Consider the following 16,806-nt stretch of genomic DNA (forward strand, 5'->3'; position numbering starts at 1 on the left):
CCGGCCTCGCTTAACCAAACTCGCGCAGGCGGTTAAAGAACTGCGCCAGCGGCGACACTTTGGTCTGGCGATCCTGCTCACCGGTGATCACCACCGTGGCGGTGGTCCCGGCCGGGAAGCGGTTGCCGGGCTGCTGATCAAGCCGGATACGCACCGGCACGCGCTGCGCCAGGCGCACCCACTCCAGATTGGAATCAACGGTTGCCATGCCTTTGCTGTCGACGCTGCTGCTGCTGTTGGTTACACCGGCCGCCACGCTGTCCACGGTGCCGCGCAGCACAACATTACTGCCCAGCGGCGTGATTTCCGCCCGGAAGCCCGGCCGCACGCCGCTGAGTTTGGTCTCTTCCATATAAGCCAGCACGTAGTAAGAACGCTGCTGTACCAGCGCCACGGCGACGGAACCGCGGGTGATGAACTCCCCTTCATAGACGTTCAGGTTAGTGACCCAGCCGTCAGACGGCGCTTTGATGGTGGTACGATCAAGATCGATTATCGCCAGGTCACGCGTGGCCACGGCTTTCGCCAGCTGATGCTCACTGGTCTGCAGGTCGCTGTTGGATTGCTCAATCGCTTCACGCGACATCGCACTGGTACCCAGCTGGTTGCGGCGCGCCGCTTCGCGGCGTTTTTCGCTGACCAGCGCCTGGTAATACTCGACATCCGCCTGTGCTTCATCCAGCGCTTTCTGGTAGCGCGGACGGTCGACTACAAACAGCGTGTCGCCTTTTTTCACCAGTTGGTTGTCGTGCACCGGTACGGCCGTAATCAGTCCGGTGACGTCAGGCGAAATCGCCACCACGTCAGCGGAAAATCGGGCGTCACGCGTCCACGGCGATTCGGTGTAGAACACCCAGGCGCGGAAGATGATCACCACGGCGATGATAACCAGCAGGAGCGTAATCGCGTAACGCGCGATTTTTCTTATTAGCGCTTTCACTTAAAAACCTCAGACGAATAAACGGGTTACAAGGTAAAACACACAGCAATACAGCGCCGTGTTAAACAGTGCCGGATGCCACACCAGATCGTAAATGCCGCTGGGGGTCAGCACGCGTTTCACCAGCCAGAACAGCGCCAGCGAAACCAGTAATTCAATGAAGATGGGCGGAAAAGACAGCCCGAATACGACAAATACCGGAAGCACACTCATTTCTGATCCTTAGTTCGACCTTGCCGGATTGCACCGATACCCGCTCGCATACCGGCTGGTATGAGAGGTAATGATCAGGGGATAACAGAGAGACTGATGGCAACATTCAGGCCGCGTTGAGCTAATCATAGCGTATCATCAGGTAAACACGGCCGTGTGAAGGTGCGGTGAACAGACCCAGCGCGCGTATAGTAACGCGCTTGACTATACGTTTTCTACATATTGTGAGCTAAATCACTTTTTAGTCAGAGTAAACAATGGAACGACTGAAAGGCATGTCCATTTTCGCCAAAGTGGTTGAATTGGGTTCATTTACGGCGGCGGCGCGCCAGCTGCAACTCAGCGTCTCGTCGGTCAGTCAGATTGTCGCCAGACTGGAAGATGAGCTGCAGGTCAAGCTGCTGAATCGCAGCACGCGCAGCCTGGGGCTGACAGAAGCCGGCAAAATCTATTATCAGGGCTGTCGCCGCATGCTGGCCGAGGCCAGCCAGGTGCATGAGCAGCTGTATGCCTTTAACAACACGCCGGTGGGCATTTTACGCATCGGCTGTTCCACCACCATGGCGCAGAATGTGCTTTCTGCCATGACCAGCGAGATGCTGCGGGAGTATCCGGGCCTGAGTGTGAACCTGATGACCGGCATTCCGGCGCCGGATTTGATCGCCAACGGGCTGGATGTGGTGATTCGCGTCGGAGAGCTGCAGGACTCCAGTCTGTTCTCACGGCGGCTGGGGGCGATGCCGATGGTGGTGTGCGCCGCGAAAAGTTATCTGGCGCAGCACGGCACGCCCGTCAAGCCAGGCGAAATCGATAACTTCTCCTGGCTGGAGTACAGCGTGCGCCCGGATAACACCTTTGAGCTGGTGGCGCCGGAAGGGCTGGTGACGCGCCTGACGCCGCAGGGCCGCTTTGTCACGAATGATTCACAGACGCTGATCCGCTGGCTGAAAGCCGGGTGCGGCATCGCCTATGTCCCGCTGATGTGGGTGATTGATGAGATTACCGCCGGTGAGATTGATATCCTGTTTCCGCAGTATCACTCCGAACCCCGCCCGGTGTATGCAGTGTATACCGAGAAAGATAAGCTGCCGCTTAAAGTACAGGTGTGCATTGATTATCTGACCGACTATTTCCGCCAGGTGGCGCAGCAGTATCAACAGCACCGCAAGGGTTAGGACGCCGGGACGGCACGGTCCTCACGGCGGCGGGCGGTCGCACATAAAAAAGGCCGCCCGCAGGCAGCCTTGATCGCTTAGCGCATCACAGCCGGTTAAGCCGTGCCGCCCACGGTAATTTTGTCCAGTTTCAGCGTAGGCTGCCCCACGCCGACCGGCACGCTCTGCCCTTCTTTACCGCACACGCCCACGCCTTTATCCAGCGCCAGGTCGTTACCAACCATCGAAATCTGCTGCATGGCTTCAATACCGGAACCGATCAGCGTGGCGCCTTTCACCGGTCTGGTCACTTTGCCGTTCTCGATCAGATAAGCTTCGGAGGTGGAGAACACAAACTTGCCGGAAGTGATGTCCACCTGACCGCCGCCAAAGTTAGGCGCATACAGGCCATATTCCACGCTCTCAATGATCTCTTGCGGCGTCGATTGACCGGCCAGCATATAGGTGTTGGTCATGCGCGGCATCGGCAGATGCGCATAGGATTCACGCCGGCCGTTACCGGTAGGCGGCACGCCCATCAGCCGCGCGTTAAGCTTATCCTGCATGTAGCCTTTCAGAATGCCGTTCTCAATCAGCACGTTGTACTGTCCTGGCACCCCTTCGTCATCCACCGCCAGCGAACCGCGCAGCCCTTCGATGGTGCCGTCATCGACCACGGTGCACAGCTCTGATGCCACCAGCTGGCCCATTTTGCCGCTGAACACCGAGGTTTCGCGGCGGTTGAAATCGCCTTCCAGTCCGTGACCGACCGCTTCATGCAGCAGTACGCCAGGCCAGCCTGCGCCCAGCACCACCGGCAGGGTACCGGCTGGTGCCGCGACCGCCGACAGGTTAACCAGTGCCAGACGCACGGCTTCCCGCGCCCAGGCATCCGCACGCACTTCGCCGCTTTCATCGGCAAGGAAAAATTCATAACCGGTACGTGCGCCGCCGCCACTGGCGCCGCGTTCGCGCTTGCCCTGATCCTCGACCTGCACGCTGATGGAGAGGCGCACCAGCGGACGGATATCCGCGGCCAGCGTACCGTCGGTGGCGGCGACCAGCACCTGCTCATAAACGCCGCTGAGGCTGGCGTTGACCTCCTGCACGCGCGGGTCAGCGGCACGCGCCACCTGATCCACCCGATGTAACAGCGCGATTTTGTCTTCACGCGACAGGCTATCCAGCGGATTCACCGGCGCGTAGAGTGCGCGGTTCATTACCGCTGAAAGCGTGTGCGCGGTGCCGTTACCCTGCTCACGCACAATACTGCGCGCCGCTTCCGAAGACTGACGCAGGGCATTCAGGGTGATCTGATCGGCGTAGGCGAAACCGGTTTTTTCACCGCTTATCGCACGCACGCCAACGCCCTGATCGATATGATAAGAGCCATCTTTAATGATTTTATCTTCCAGCACCCAGGATTCATGGAAGCTGGACTGGAAGTAGAGATCGGCATAATCCAGACGACGTTCTGAAAGCTGCCCTAACAGGGAAAAAAGGTCCTGCTGATTAATGCTGTTCGCAGCTAGTAACTGCTCACTTACCAGATTCAGAGTCATCGTTTCTCACTCATTATGTGCTCGGATAGTCATAGCCTGCGGCAATTCCCCGGCGGCGTCAAATTCACTTCTTGTCAGCATCGCGCGGTTTGCGCAGCACTTCATTGATTTCCGGCTTATCCAGCGGTCCGCTGATGTGGTAACGCAGCAGCGAAATCTTATTCCACAGCGGCCCCAGCACTTTACTGGCGGCAAATACCGCCGCGCCCACCACCGGGTTAATCACAAAGGCCGTCGCCACGCCAACAGAGGCGGAAATCTCCGGTGCCACCACGGCTTCCATATCAATCTGACGTTTCACCAGGTCGATTTTGCCCTGCATGGCGATATCAGCCTCAAGGCCGTCTACCAGCAGGTTATCGGTGCGCATCACGCCATTTTCAATCCAGGCGGTGCCGTTAATCGAATCGAAATAAAAGCCTTCGCTGAAGGTATCGCTGAAATCGAAACGCAGCTTGCGCAGCAGGGCATCAAAGCTGACCAGCCGCAGAAGCTGCCCGGCACGGCCGGTATTCACATCGGCAATCTGACCTTTGCCAAAATGGGTTTTCAGCGTCCCGCTTAGCGTGGCTTCCGAAGGCTGCCACGGCGCGGCGCGCCAGTGCAGATCGTAATCCACTTTGAACGGCGCATCGCGCAGCGGCGTATTCATGCCGAACCAGTTGGTGGCATCGTTAATGTTGGTGCCGCTCAGGCTGCCTTTCAGCGAGGTACGCGGATCGCCGGGCTTATTCACCCATTCGCCGCTGACCTTCAGCGTGGAGCTGCCGGTATTAATGCTGCCGTTAGTAAGTGCTAACGTATCGCCGTGCGGTTGCAGGCTGGCCTGCATGCGCCCGAATTTCTGTCCGCGCAGCCAGCATTCCGCGCAGCGAATCTGCAGCGCCGGCCACTGGCTGAAATCTATGCCGCTGTCGCCGCTGAACGGCGAGGCGCCGCCCGCACTGCTTTTCTCCGCCCATTCCGGATTGTAATAGAGATAACCGAGGTCGATTTGCCACGGCGCGTGCCGGGCGGTTTTCAGGCTGCCGCGCAGTTCACGGCTCTCCAGCTGAACCTGCGCACTGCCCGCCGCGCCCTGCGTAAGGGTGGCCGTCAGGTCATGCCACTGCTGGCCGCCCAGCGTCAGCGCCGGGGTACGCAGAATAACATCGCCCGGCAACAGCGCCCCGCCGGGTGCGGTTTCTCCCGTTACGCCAGCCGGGTTGCCAGCACCGGCCAGCAGTCCGAGCCAGGCTTCACCATCCAGCGGTGGCAGATTCAGCACCATGCCGCGGGTTTCCGGCAGCGGCGGCGTGCTGCCCGCGTCGTTCAGCCAGATACCGCGCTCTACGTGCAGCTGCGGCTCCAGTTTCCAGCGGCTGTTAAAGCGATGCCGCGCGTGAACGCTTCCGCTCAGGTCGAATCCGCTGAGATCGCCACTGGCATGCAGGCTAAGCGGCATCGGCTCCCCCGCCGCTTTATCAAGCGGAGAAGGTAAGTGACTGCTTACTGATTTTCCCTCACCCTGCAGATCGACCTTGTAGCGTGCCCCGCCTTTATGCGGCAGCGTAACAGCCACATCGCCCTGCCACGGCACACTGCCGCCCAGCCGGCGGCTCAGCGCTTCCGGCAGTACGCTGAGCCTGGCCAGCTGCCAGTCGCCCAGCAGGTTAACGTTAATGCCGAAATCGTCCGGATTTTCCTGGGTGGTAAAGCGGATGCCGGTGGGCTGACCGAACCAGCTGGCCTGCAGCTCTTCACTCTCCAGATTGCCGTTGTTATAACGGAAGCGCCCGGTCAGATCGCTGAGCGTGGTGTTCAGCGGCTTGATATGCAATGTGTTATGGTCCAGCAGCACATTGCCGCTGGCGTGCACCTGTTCACCGTCCAGCGGAATTTCCAGACCAAGCGTGCCGCGCACGTTGCCGCCAATCTGCAACTGCTGCAGCGCTGCGCCCAGCGTCGGCTTCAGCGGCGTCTGCGCGAAATAGGCGGCGATGTCCTGCCCTTCACCACGCAAATCGGCGTCAATCAGCAGCTTCTCTTTCAGATAGTCCGGGATCACCGCGCTGACGTTGCGCGCCTCCACGTTGCCCAGCCGTGCCTGGTCGGCTTTCATCCACAGGCCGTCGTTCACAAAATCGAGATCGATATCCAGGTTTTGCAGCGCCGGCCAGCCAGGCTGGAAGCGGAAGGTGCCGTTACGCAGCGGCACGCTGACTTCGAACAGGCCGTCGTGATGCTTAAACGGGAACAGGCGCGGATCGCCGGCGAACAGCAGCGTGGCGTTATCCACCTGCCCGCCCTGAATTGACTCGCTCAGATAACGCGTCAGATTGTGGCCCATCAGCGGCGTCGGGAAGTAGCGCCACGCATCGCCCGCATCCGTCACGCGAATGCCGGCCAGAATATCCAGCCGCGGGGCTTTCCCCCGGTTTTGCTGATAGCGGAAATCGCCGCGAGCCCACAGGGAGCGAGCCTGCACATCCAGCTGATGCCCATCCAGCGTCAGACCCTGATCGTTCTGCTGCCAGTTCAGGTTACCGGTAAGCCGCTGGATTTGCAGCGGTGCCTGGAACATATCACCATACGGCACCTCGGCCTGGCCCATTGCCACCTGCAACAGGCCATTGCTGGCACTGCCGCTTGCGCTGCCGCTCAGGTTGCTGATACCCGGCAGCAGCTTCCAGTGCTGCCACGCCAGATTGTGCCACCGCGCCTGCAGGCGCGTCTGCGCTGGCTGATCCAGCGGAATATCCAGCGCCAGCGCGTCAATATACCCGTGCGGCTGCAGCGCCTGCCAGGTGTCCAGTAATGTCGGTGAGAGCGGATTAAACAGCGGCACCAGCGGAGCGAGCCGCTGCAGATCAAGCCGGGTTGCGCGCACGCGAATCTCCGCCTCGCTGTCAACGCCCGCCATCTGTTTATCTTCCGGTTTCCACAGCAGCGAAAAATGCCCGGCATCCCACGCGACGCCGTCTGAGCTGATGCGGGTTTGCGGCACCGCCAGGCTCCAGCCATTGCGGAAGCGGGCAACGTGGGCCGTCAGGCCATCGACCTGCAGCTGATGAGTCCCCTGCTCGCCGCGCCAGCGCGCGCCGCCTTTGCGCAGCAGCAAATCGCCGGCATACACGTCGCCATCGCGCAGATTGACCCAGGCCGCCAGACTGAAACGGGCACTCTCCAGGCTGGTGTTGTCGCGCAGCCAGCGGCCGATCCACGGTCGCACATCTACGTCATCTGCCTGCATCCAGATACGGCCATCGTTCAGCAGGCCGTTGCTGTCGTTAAGATCAAGCCGCACCTGCACCACGCCGTGCTGCCCGGTAAAGCTCGACAGGCTGACTTCCCCTTCGGCGCGGTGACGATTTTTTTCATTCAGCCAGGTGAGGCGCGGGATAGCCAGTTCGGCATGCTGGCCGGACGGCGTAAGAAAGCGAAGACTGCTGTCACGCAAATCGAAGTGGTCAAACTGACGCAGGAACAGATCGTTGATCTGCGCCGGTTTAAAGCTGTTTTTCTGCTCATCGCTGGTGAGCAGCGGCCGGTTCGTTTCCAGCCGCAGCTGCCAGAAGATGAGATCGCGGAATTGCCAGCGCCAGTGCAGCAGCGACTGCCAGACATTCAGCGCGAGGGTAACGCGACCGATGCGCAGGTCACCCTCATCCTGCAGGCTGATGTGGAGATCGCGCACCTGCAAGGTGGGGCCAAAGTTTTCCCATTTTCCCTGCAGTTCACCGGCATCCACCGGCACGCCGCCTGCGCGGGAAATGGTCTGCAGGATCTCACTGCGATAGCTGTTGAGATGCGGCATCACGAGGCGCAGCCCGCTGACCAGCAGCGCCACAATGACAATGATTGCGGCGAGCAGCAGTAATAAAATCCCCGGCAACCGCCTCACACACCTCTCCTTGCTGTCCGTTGGGTTACGGCGTTGAGCCGCATGATTTACATCATGACGACGTCAAACTGCTCCTGAGTGTAGAGCGGTTCAACCTGCACTTTGACCTGTTTGCCGACAAAAATTTCCACTTCGGCCAGCGCATGCGACTCTTCGCTTTTCAGCGCTTCGCCGACCGCCGGAGAAACATACACCAGGAAGCGGTCAGAATCGTAGGCGTGATGCACGCGCACTATCTCCCGCATGATTTCATAGCAGACCGTTTCGACGGTTTTCAGCGTGCCGCGTCCCTTGCAGACCGGGCAGTCGGCACACAGCACGTGTTCAATGCTCTCTCGCGTGCGCTTGCGCGTCATCTCTACCAGGCCCAGCGCGGAGAAACCGTTGATGCCGGTTTTTACCCGATCTTTGCTCAGGGCGCTCTCCAGCGAATGCAGCACGCGACGGCGGTGATCGTCATTACTCATGTCGATAAAATCGATGATGATGATCCCGCCCAGATTACGCAGCCGCAGCTGACGCGCGATGGCCTGGGTGGCTTCAATATTGGTATTGAAAATGGTTTCATCCAGATTACGGTGACCGACAAAAGCGCCGGTGTTGATATCCACCGTGGTCATGGCTTCGGTCTGATCGATAATCAGGTAGCCGCCGGATTTCAGCTCGACCTTGCGCTCCAGCGAGCGCTGGATTTCATTCTCGACGTCGAACAGATCAAAGATAGGCTGCTTGCCGCTGTACAACTCCAGCTTGCTGGCCATCTCCGGGATGTACTCGCGGGTAAACTCCATCAGCAGATCGCAGGTCAGGCGGGAATCGACCCGGATACGATCCAGCGCCGCACCGGCAAAATCACGCAGTATGCGCTGCGCCAGCGCCAGCTCGCCATACAGCAGGCAGCGCGTCTGGTTGCGCTTTTTACGCTCGCTGACTTTGGTCCACAGGCGCTTGAGGAACGCAGCATCCTGCGCCAGCTCCTCTTCACCAATGCCTTCCGCTGCGGTGCGGATGATAAAGCCGCCCAGATCGTCACAGTAGGCGGCCACCACCGCTTTCAGTCGCTCGCGCTCGGCTTCGCTCTCTATCCGCTGCGACACCCCGACGTGCGAAGCGCCCGGCATAAATACCAGGTAACGCGACGGCAGGGTGATATCGGTGGTGAGACGCGCCCCTTTGGTACCCAGCGGGTCTTTTACCACCTGCACCATCAGATCCTGCCCCTGGCGTACCAGCTCGGCGATGTCGCGTACAATGAAGTTTTTCTTTTCGTCACCCGCCACGCATTCGGTGTGCGGCATGATGTCAGACGCGTGCAGAAACGCCGCTTTTTCCAGGCCGATATCGACAAACGCCGCCTGCATACCCGGCAATACCCGGCTGACGCGGCCTTTATAAATGTTGCCCACAATGCCGCGTCGCGCCTCGCGCTCGATGTGGATTTCCTGCAGGATGCCGCCATCAATATAGGCAACACGGGTTTCCGAAGGTGTCACGTTTACCAGCAGTTCAGCCGTCATCTTGTCCCCTTAACGCACGCAGCGACTGAAAATGACTCAGCAGTTCGCTGGTTTCCACCAGCGGCAGTCCCACTACGGCGTGATAACTTCCATTGATCCTGCGGACAAAATTGCCGCCAAGGCCCTGTATTCCGTACGCGCCGGCTTTATCCATCGGCTCGCCACTGGCGATATAGTGCGCAATTTCCTCATCCCGGATGTTGCGGAAGGTCACATCAGTGGTGACAAGGCAATCCAGCTCGCTCTGCGCATCGGCCAGCGCCACGGCGGTCATCACCTGATGGGTGTGACCGGAGAGCTTGCGCAGCATGCAGGCCGCGTGCTCAGCATCGCGCGGCTTTTCCAGTACCTCGCCATTCAGCACCACAATGGTATCGGCACCCAGCACCGGCAGATCCTGTGGCGCTATCGCTGCGCCCGCGCGCGCTTTGTCGCGCGCCAGCCGGCGCACGTAAGCCTCCGCCGCTTCATCTGGCTGGCGCTGCTCTTCTACGTCGGTGATCAGGCGCTCAAAACGCAGGCCAAGCTGCGTTAACAGCTCACGCCGCCGCGGTGAGCCCGAAGCGAGGTACAGGGTAATCATTGTCTTCCTTACTGAACGGCAAACTGACGACGAATCTTTCTCATTAATAAGAATAGCCAGGGCCACAGAATGCCGTCGACCACGCTACTCCAGAAGATTTCCGGGCGGAAGGAGATGTCGATTACCAGGAATTCAGCCCAGAAAACAATCACATCCACTGCCAGCGACAGCACCATAACCATTAATGCCTGCTGCCACAACGCCAGATTGCGGAATAGCTGAAATTTAAAGGCCACCAGATAGGCAATGATGCTGAACGCCAGCGCGCGGACGCCCAGCGTGGAACCGGCGATCAGATCCATCAGTGCACCGAGCACAAAGCCAGTGCCGACGTTGACGCGATGCGGCAGCGCCAGCACCCAGTAGATCAGGATCAGCAGAAGCCACGATGGCCGGAACATGTAGATCTGTTCCGGCCAGGGCATGATTTGCAGGATAAGCGCAATCAGGAAGGACAGCCAGATAACCCAACGCCCCTGGCTGCGATAGCGACTCAAGGCTGGCCTCCGCGGGTACTCGCCGGGTTACTTCCCGGCGAACGGCCACTGGCGGAGGACGCCGGCGGCCCCATCTGCGGGCTCTGCTGTGTCGAAGCCGGTGCCGGTGGCCCCATCTCGCCGGCTGGCGGCAGCACCTGAGGCATCATCTGCATCAGCCGCTCGTTTGCCACGCGGTGTACTTCATCCGGTGCCATCGGCATATCACCGTTTTTATCCGCGCCCCACAGCAGCAGCAGATAGCGCAGGCGCTGCAGTCCGGCAGTCGGACGCGCCTGAATCACGGTGTAAGCCCGCTGAGTATCCACTTTCACTGACGAGACCACGCCCACCGGATAGCCTTCCGGGAAGCGTCCGCCGAGACCGGAAGTGACCAGCACATCCCCGACGCGAATATCGGTGTTGCCCGGCAGGTGCTCCAGTTGCAGATCCTCGCTGCAGCCGTTACCGGCGGCAATCACGCGAATGTCGTTACGCAGCACCTGAATCGGCAGAGCATGCGATGCATCGCAGATCAGCAGCACGCGACTGGTGACCTGACCGACGGCCACCACCTGACCGACCACGCCTTTATCGCTAATCACCGGCTGGCCTTCGTAAACGCCGTTCACGCTGCCTTTATCGATCACCACCTGATCGGTGTACGGATCGGTGCCGGTGGAGATCACCTGCGTCACCATCTTGTGCTCATCCTGACGCAGCGGCGAGCCCAGCAGCTCGCGCAGACGCGCGTTTTCCTGCTTGTATTGCCCCAGCATCAGCAGGTCACTGTTTTTCAGGAAGAGCTCACGGCGCAGCGCTTTATTTTCCAGCTCCAGCTGCTGGCGTGACGCCAGCGTTTCAGAGACGCCGTCAAGAAGCTGTCGTGGCCCGTTAGCCAGAAAGTAAAATGGACTTACCGACGTGTCCAGGTAGTTGCGGATCTGGGAGAACGTGCTCACGCGGCTGTCGGCGATGATAATCGCAATCGCCACGATGACTGCCAGAAAGAGGCGCAACTGCAGGGAAGGCCCCCTGCTAAAAATCGGCTTCATAAATTCTGCGTGTTCCTCGACATCAGGGAAGAAGCGCTAGTCCCGTGACTAACGCTTCCAGGGCTGGACGCTGTTCGCCGTCGTGCGCAGCGTCGCCTAAAGCGCGATTCCCTGCGCATTGTGACCACGGTCGCAGCCGGTGAGGAATTACTCCTCGCTGAACAAATCGCCGCCATGCATGTCGATCATTTCCAACGCTTTACCGCCACCGCGCGCTACGCAGGTCAGCGGATCTTCTGCCACGACCACCGGAATGCCGGTCTCTTCCATCAGCAGACGATCAAGATTACGCAGCAGCGCACCACCGCCGGTCAGCACCATGCCGCGCTCGGAGATGTCCGAAGCCAGCTCTGGCGGGCACTGCTCCAGGGCAACCATCACGGCGCTGACGATACCGGTCAGTGGTTCCTGCAGCGCTTCCAGAATTTCGTTAGAGTTCAGCGTAAAGCCACGCGGAACGCCCTCTGCCAGGTTACGGCCGCGGACTTCGATTTCACGCACTTCATCGCCCGGATAAGCAGAACCGATCTCATGTTTGATACGTTCTGCCGTGGCTTCACCAATCAGGGAACCGTAATTACGACGCACGTAGTTAATGATAGCTTCGTCGAAGCGATCGCCACCGATGCGTACAGAAGAAGAGTAGACCACGCCATTCAGGGAGATCACGGCCACTTCGGTCGTACCACCACCGATATCCACCACCATGGAACCGGTCGCTTCCGACACCGGCAGGCCGGCACCGATTGCCGCGGCCATTGGCTCTTCAATCAGGAACACTTCACGGGCACCTGCCCCCTGAGCCGATTCACGAATGGCACGACGCTCAACCTGAGTGGCACCGACTGGCACGCACACCAGCACGCGCGGGCTGGGACGCATAAAGCTGTTGCTGTGCACCTGCTTGATGAAGTGCTGCAGCATCTTTTCAGTGACGAAGAAGTCGGCGATAACGCCATCTTTCATCGGACGGATAGCCGCAATATTACCCGGCGTACGGCCAAGCATCTGCTTTGCATCATGGCCAACCGCCGCTACGCTCTTGGGTGAGCCGGCACGATCCTGGCGGATGGCAACCACGGAAGGCTCGTTCAGCACGATGCCTTGTCCTTTTACGTAAATCAGGGTATTCGCGGTACCCAGGTCAATGGACAAGTCATTGGAAAACATGCCACGAAATTTTTTAAACATACTAAGGGATAATCCTGCAAGCTGGGGGCGGAAAATAAAATCCGCCTACTTTACCAACCACGCGAAGCCGCTACAAGGCGCAAAAACGTTCCGCTTCGGTGAAAAAATATGCTGAATAATTTTTGCGAACGGCACTACCCGCACGCATCGCCCTTAACGGGCGCTAACAGGCCATGTTAAACGCAAATTCACCCGGCAATCGCCGGGGCATTTCGACATAAAATCTAACATTTCCGGCCGCAGGACGCGCCTGCTGCACCCGCCCTGACAGTGAAAAACAGTCGCCTGACGGCGGTCTCGCTGCTGAAGCGTTAAATCCGGTAGCGTTGTGAATGTTTTTTCACATTACTGTTTACCGGCAGCGACGGCGCAAAGAAGTCGCCCTGTCCGCCTGCCACGCCCAGCCCGGCCAGCGTCTGCCACTCCGCACGGGTACGCACCCCGGCGGCAAACACCTGAGTACGCGCCGACTTACACACTTCCAGCAGACTCTGTACAAACAGCTGATTTTCGGTGCGACGATCGATATTGCGCACCAGGCCCGGATCAAGCTTGATCACCTCAATCGGAAACTGCCTGATATAGGCGCTGCTGACCACCGTTAATCCGGCCTGATCTACCGCAATACGGCAGCCAAAGGCCGTCAGCATGCGAAAGACCGGAACCAGCCGGTTGAGGTGTTGACACACATCTGCCTCTGCAAGTTCAAATAAAAAGCGTTTTCTCTGGCTCTTATGGCACTGCAGCAGCAGTTTCTGCAGCCAGCGCTGGAACGGCCGCTGCAGCAGGGAATCGATATTAACCGGCAGCGCCAGCGTTTCGTCCGGCCACACCTCAGACAGCGCGGCAATGCGCATCACCAGCTGGCGATCCCAGCTGTCAGCCAGGCCCAGTTGCAGTACCAGCGGCATAAATTCGCCGGCCACCACCTCTTTATCGCCGTCAAAAATACGCGCCAGCAACTCACGATGATGCACTTTGCCATCCATCAGTACCGCCGGTTTCTGATAGAGGCGCGGGCCGCCGCGGTTCAGGGTATTTTCCAGCAGCGTACGCCAGCGCACGCTGCCGCGCCCCATATCCAGCGTGTTGCCCTCTCCGACTGACCAGTTATTACCGCCCTGCAGCGCCGCGCGACGCGTCGCCAGTTCGACGTTTTCCATGACCTGAGACACGCTTTGCCCGCTGCGCCAGGCGCTGATGCCGATGTGAATCAGATCGTCGCGGTCAATCATGCGCATCGGCGGCAGCGAATCCACTGCGTTGACCAGCTGGTCCGCAATGCTGTTGGCTTCCTTTAGCGTGCGGTGCGGCAGCAGTACGGCAAAATCGCTGCGGAAGTAGCGCGCCAGCAGCGCGCCGGGATAGCGCAGCACAAAGGTCGACAGCATGTTGATCAAATCGAACAGATACTCTTCCACCAGCGTGGGGCCAAGGGTTTCGTGCAGCGTTTCAAGGTCGGGCAGGCGTACCATCATCACGACGCCATGCGTGCCCACGTCTTCCTGCTCTTCCAGCAGCGTGGCCAGCTGATTATCAAAGAAAAGACGGTTGTTGAGGCCGGTGCGGGAATCCTGTGCCGCGAAGGTGCGGATCAGGGTGTCAATGCGCAGCCGCTGCTCTCCGGCTTCCTGCAGATCATTGAGCAGCGCGTCCATGGCGCGGCTGGCTTTCGGCGGCCACTCGGCATGGTTGTCGCTGCGCGGTGTGCGGTCACCCGCCAGAATACGCTGTGCCCGCGCCTCCAGCCGCTCCATATTCTGCCAGCGCCGGTTCAGCCAGCGGTGCGTCATCAGCAGCAGCGATGACATGATTGCCACCACCGTGAGCAGCACAATCAAGGTGTACGCCCCGGTGAAAGAGCGAAACCAGGTTTTTGCCGGATCCAGCACCACAACCCGCAGCTGCAGATCGGGCGAATGCGCCAGCGGTAAATCGAACTGAATGAACCGGTTGGGTTCATCTTCCAGCATGGGGTTTTCATGGCGTGACAGCTGAAAAACGGTTTTGTCACCGTTACGCAGTTCAATCTGCTCGGCGTTGATCACCGGCATCAGGCGCGTCAGCCAGCGTGACAGCTCCTGCGGAGATTGCGTGGCAAGGGCGCTGTCGACCTCAGTGGCCAGTGTGTTCACCCGGTTTTCTACCCGCTGCTGCGACAGCCAGATAAAACTAAAAGCGCAGCCCACCAGCATCAGTAACATTGCCAGTAAGCTTAATAATGTAATAAACGCAGAAAACTGAGTTGTTAATCGCATCCCTGTGCCTGTATCACTGCGGTTTATGAACGAGTGTTCGCCGTCCGCGCCGGTATGACTGGTGCAAACCTGAGCAAAATATCACAAATAACCGTCCGAATCAGCGCCATGACGCCTGTAAAATCGGCGGCGCGCGAGTATACCGTTAAAGTTTGCCACCCTGACTTTCTCTTCGGCTTTTTCGTCCTATTCTCAACAGAGCACCCCAGCCAGGAAATTTCATATTTTGCTGTGAAAAGTCGCGCGCCTGGTGTCGTTTACTCATGCTGTCTGCAGTTAACTCATTCGCCGGAGAACACCATGCCATTTAAGCATTCACTTACCGAAGCCGATGTTACGCCGGAAAGCGTCTTTAATCTGCGTCGCCGTCAGGTTCTGAAAGCGCTGGGACTGGGAGCAGCGGCGGCCGGTTTGCCGGGTGGCGCGCGCGCCGACGTACTGAGCTGGTTCAAAGGAAACGATCGTCCGCCGGCACCGGCAGGCCGCGATTTACAATTTACCAAACCGGCCGCCTATCAGGCCGATCTGCCGTTAACGCCTTTTGACAAGGTAACCGGCTATAACAACTTCTATGAGTTCGGCCTGGATAAAGCAGACCCGGCGGCGAACGCCGGTACGCTGAAGACCGATCCGTGGCAGCTGCGCATCGAAGGCGAGGTGGCGAAGCCGATGACGCTGGACATGGATGACATCTTCAAACGGTTTGCGATGGAACAGCGCATTTACCGCATGCGCTGCGTGGAAGCCTGGTCGATGGTGATTCCGTGGGTCGGTTTTGAACTGAACAAACTGCTGAAGCTGGTTGAGCCCACCAGTAACGCCCGCTATGTGGCCTTTCAGACGCTCTATGCGCCAGAGCAGATGCCGGGGCAGAAGGATCGCTTCATCGGCGGCGGGCTGAATTATCCTTATGTGGAAGGGCTGCGACTGGACGAGGCCATGCACCCGCTGACGCTGCTCAGCACCGGCGTTTACGGTAAAGCCCTGCCGCCGCAGAACGGTGCGCCTGTCCGCCTGACGGTGCCATGGAAATACGGTTTTAAGGGCATCAAATCGATTGTCAAAATCACCCTGACGCACGATCGTCCGCCGACGACCTGGAACCAGATCGCTGCTGATGAGTACGGCTTCTATGCCAACGTTAATCCGCATGTAAACCATCCGCGCTGGTCGCAGGCGACGGAACGCGTTATCGGCGCAGGCGGCATCCTTAACGTTGAACGTCAGCCCACCCTGCTGTTTAACGGCTACGCGAAAGAGGTGGCTTCGCTGTATCGCGGCCTGGATTTACGGGAGAACTACTGAGTGCGCCTGACATTACGCCACATTACGTTGCTAAAAGTCGCGCTGCATCTGGCCGCCTTTCTGCCGCTGGTTTATCTGTTTATGGCGGCAACGCAGGGCTGGCTGAGCGCCGATCCGGCGAAAGATATCCAGCATTTTACCGGCAGGATGGCGCTTAAGCTGCTGCTGGCGACGCTGCTGGTCAGCCCGCTGACCCGCTACCTGAAGCAACCGCTGCTGATTCGCACCCGCCGGCTACTGGGCGTATGGTGCTTCGTGTGGGCCAGCCTGCACCTCACCAGCTATTACCTGCTGGAGCTGGGTTATGACCACCTGCGCCTGCTGGGCAGCGAGATCGTTTCCCGGCCTTATCTGTTGCTGGGCATGCTGTGCTGGGTGATCCTCTTCGCGCTTGCTGTTACGTCATTTCAGCGGGCGCAGCGCAGGCTGGGCCGCCGCTGGCAAACGCTGCATAACGCGATTTATCTGGTCGCTATTCTGGCCCCGGTGCACTATCTCTGGTCAGTCAAAGTGTTCTCACCGCAGCCGTGGATCTATGCGCTGCTGGCGCTGCTGCTGTTAGGGTGGCGTTACAATAAGTTGCGTAAACTCTTCTCCCGTTAATCGCCGCACGGTTGTGTTCCTGCTGCGATTTCTGTTAAAACGTGTGGCCTTCGGGCCACCGCCGAT

At 59.1% G+C, this 16,806-nt stretch carries 13 protein-coding genes; 3 read left to right on the forward strand and 10 right to left on the reverse strand.

Translation table 11 applies throughout. The annotated features are described in order from the left end of the window. Positions 1 to 10: 10 nt before the first annotated feature. Positions 11 to 940 carry a p-hydroxybenzoic acid efflux pump subunit AaeA gene (aaeA, locus tag D8B20_RS15420; protein ID WP_145889675.1) on the reverse strand — a complete coding sequence of 310 codons (930 nt, stop codon included), beginning with the start codon at positions 938 to 940 and terminating at the stop codon, positions 11 to 13. Positions 941 to 949: 9 nt separating this feature from the next. Then, positions 950 to 1,153, reverse strand: coding sequence for a p-hydroxybenzoic acid efflux pump operon protein AaeX (gene aaeX, locus D8B20_RS15425; RefSeq protein ID WP_145889676.1), 204 nt, complete (start codon positions 1,151 to 1,153; stop codon positions 950 to 952). Positions 1,154 to 1,410: 257 nt separating this feature from the next. On the opposite strand from aaeX, the gene aaeR reads away from it, so the two are divergent. Next, complete coding sequence (gene aaeR / locus D8B20_RS15430) at positions 1,411 to 2,328, forward strand: HTH-type transcriptional activator AaeR (RefSeq protein WP_145889677.1); 918 nt, start codon at positions 1,411 to 1,413, stop codon at positions 2,326 to 2,328. A gap of 95 nt (positions 2,329 to 2,423) precedes the next feature. Here the strand turns inward: aaeR and tldD are convergent, their stop codons facing one another. The 8 genes from tldD to csrD form a co-directional block, all read right to left on the reverse strand. Further along, positions 2,424 to 3,869, reverse strand: a complete 1,446-nt coding sequence (gene tldD, locus D8B20_RS15435) for a metalloprotease TldD (RefSeq protein WP_145889678.1) — start codon at positions 3,867 to 3,869, stop codon at positions 2,424 to 2,426. 64 nt (positions 3,870 to 3,933) lie between these two features. Next, positions 3,934 to 7,752, reverse strand: coding sequence for an AsmA2 domain-containing protein YhdP (yhdP, locus tag D8B20_RS15440; protein WP_145889679.1), 3,819 nt, complete (start codon positions 7,750 to 7,752; stop codon positions 3,934 to 3,936). Positions 7,753 to 7,799: 47 nt separating this feature from the next. Beyond that, positions 7,800 to 9,269 (reverse strand): ribonuclease G, encoded by a 1,470-nt coding sequence (gene rng / locus D8B20_RS15445; protein WP_145889680.1) that lies wholly within the window; start codon positions 9,267 to 9,269, stop codon positions 7,800 to 7,802. Then, complete coding sequence (locus tag D8B20_RS15450) at positions 9,259 to 9,852, reverse strand: Maf family protein (RefSeq protein WP_145889681.1); 594 nt, start codon at positions 9,850 to 9,852, stop codon at positions 9,259 to 9,261. The genes rng and D8B20_RS15450 overlap by 11 nt, the downstream gene beginning before the upstream one ends. Before the next feature lie 8 nt (positions 9,853 to 9,860). Then, entirely contained in the window at positions 9,861 to 10,349 is a 489-nt protein-coding gene (gene mreD, locus D8B20_RS15455) for a rod shape-determining protein MreD (protein ID WP_145889682.1), read from the reverse strand. Beyond that, complete coding sequence (gene mreC, locus D8B20_RS15460) at positions 10,346 to 11,383, reverse strand: rod shape-determining protein MreC (protein ID WP_145889683.1); 1,038 nt, start codon at positions 11,381 to 11,383, stop codon at positions 10,346 to 10,348. The genes mreD and mreC overlap by 4 nt, the downstream gene beginning before the upstream one ends. Before the next feature lie 147 nt (positions 11,384 to 11,530). Next, positions 11,531 to 12,574, reverse strand: coding sequence for a rod shape-determining protein MreB (gene mreB / locus D8B20_RS15465; RefSeq protein ID WP_003855260.1), 1,044 nt, complete (start codon positions 12,572 to 12,574; stop codon positions 11,531 to 11,533). Between the two features lie 311 nt (positions 12,575 to 12,885). After that, entirely contained in the window at positions 12,886 to 14,832 is a 1,947-nt protein-coding gene (gene csrD / locus D8B20_RS15470; RefSeq protein WP_145889684.1) for an RNase E specificity factor CsrD, read from the reverse strand. A gap of 300 nt (positions 14,833 to 15,132) precedes the next feature. On the opposite strand from csrD, the gene msrP reads away from it, so the two are divergent. Continuing rightward, positions 15,133 to 16,137 (forward strand): protein-methionine-sulfoxide reductase catalytic subunit MsrP, encoded by a 1,005-nt coding sequence (gene msrP / locus D8B20_RS15475; protein ID WP_145889685.1) that lies wholly within the window; start codon positions 15,133 to 15,135, stop codon positions 16,135 to 16,137. Beyond that, on the forward strand, positions 16,138 to 16,740 hold the full coding sequence (gene msrQ, locus D8B20_RS15480; RefSeq protein ID WP_145889686.1) for a protein-methionine-sulfoxide reductase heme-binding subunit MsrQ: 603 nt from the start codon (positions 16,138 to 16,140) through the stop codon (positions 16,738 to 16,740). Positions 16,741 to 16,806: the final 66 nt, after the last annotated feature.

The sequence above is a fragment of the Candidatus Pantoea soli genome (assembly GCF_007833795.1).
Classification (GTDB): Bacteria; Pseudomonadota; Gammaproteobacteria; order Enterobacterales; family Enterobacteriaceae; genus Pantoea; species Pantoea soli.

Coding starts and splice junctions, on each gene's coding strand:
- rng (WP_145889680.1), bottom strand. CDS start 9,269: ATGACGGCTGAACTGCTGGTAAACGTGACACCTTCGGAAACCCGTGTT.
- mreB (WP_003855260.1), bottom strand. CDS start 12,574: ATGTTTAAAAAATTTCGTGGCATGTTTTCCAATGACTTGTCCATTGAC.
- aaeX (WP_145889676.1), bottom strand. CDS start 1,153: ATGAGTGTGCTTCCGGTATTTGTCGTATTCGGGCTGTCTTTTCCGCCC.
- csrD (WP_145889684.1), bottom strand. CDS start 14,832: ATGCGATTAACAACTCAGTTTTCTGCGTTTATTACATTATTAAGCTTA.
- aaeR (WP_145889677.1), top strand. CDS start 1,411: ATGGAACGACTGAAAGGCATGTCCATTTTCGCCAAAGTGGTTGAATTG.
- D8B20_RS15450 (WP_145889681.1), bottom strand. CDS start 9,852: ATGATTACCCTGTACCTCGCTTCGGGCTCACCGCGGCGGCGTGAGCTG.
- mreC (WP_145889683.1), bottom strand. CDS start 11,383: ATGAAGCCGATTTTTAGCAGGGGGCCTTCCCTGCAGTTGCGCCTCTTT.
- tldD (WP_145889678.1), bottom strand. CDS start 3,869: ATGACTCTGAATCTGGTAAGTGAGCAGTTACTAGCTGCGAACAGCATT.
- msrP (WP_145889685.1), top strand. CDS start 15,133: ATGCCATTTAAGCATTCACTTACCGAAGCCGATGTTACGCCGGAAAGC.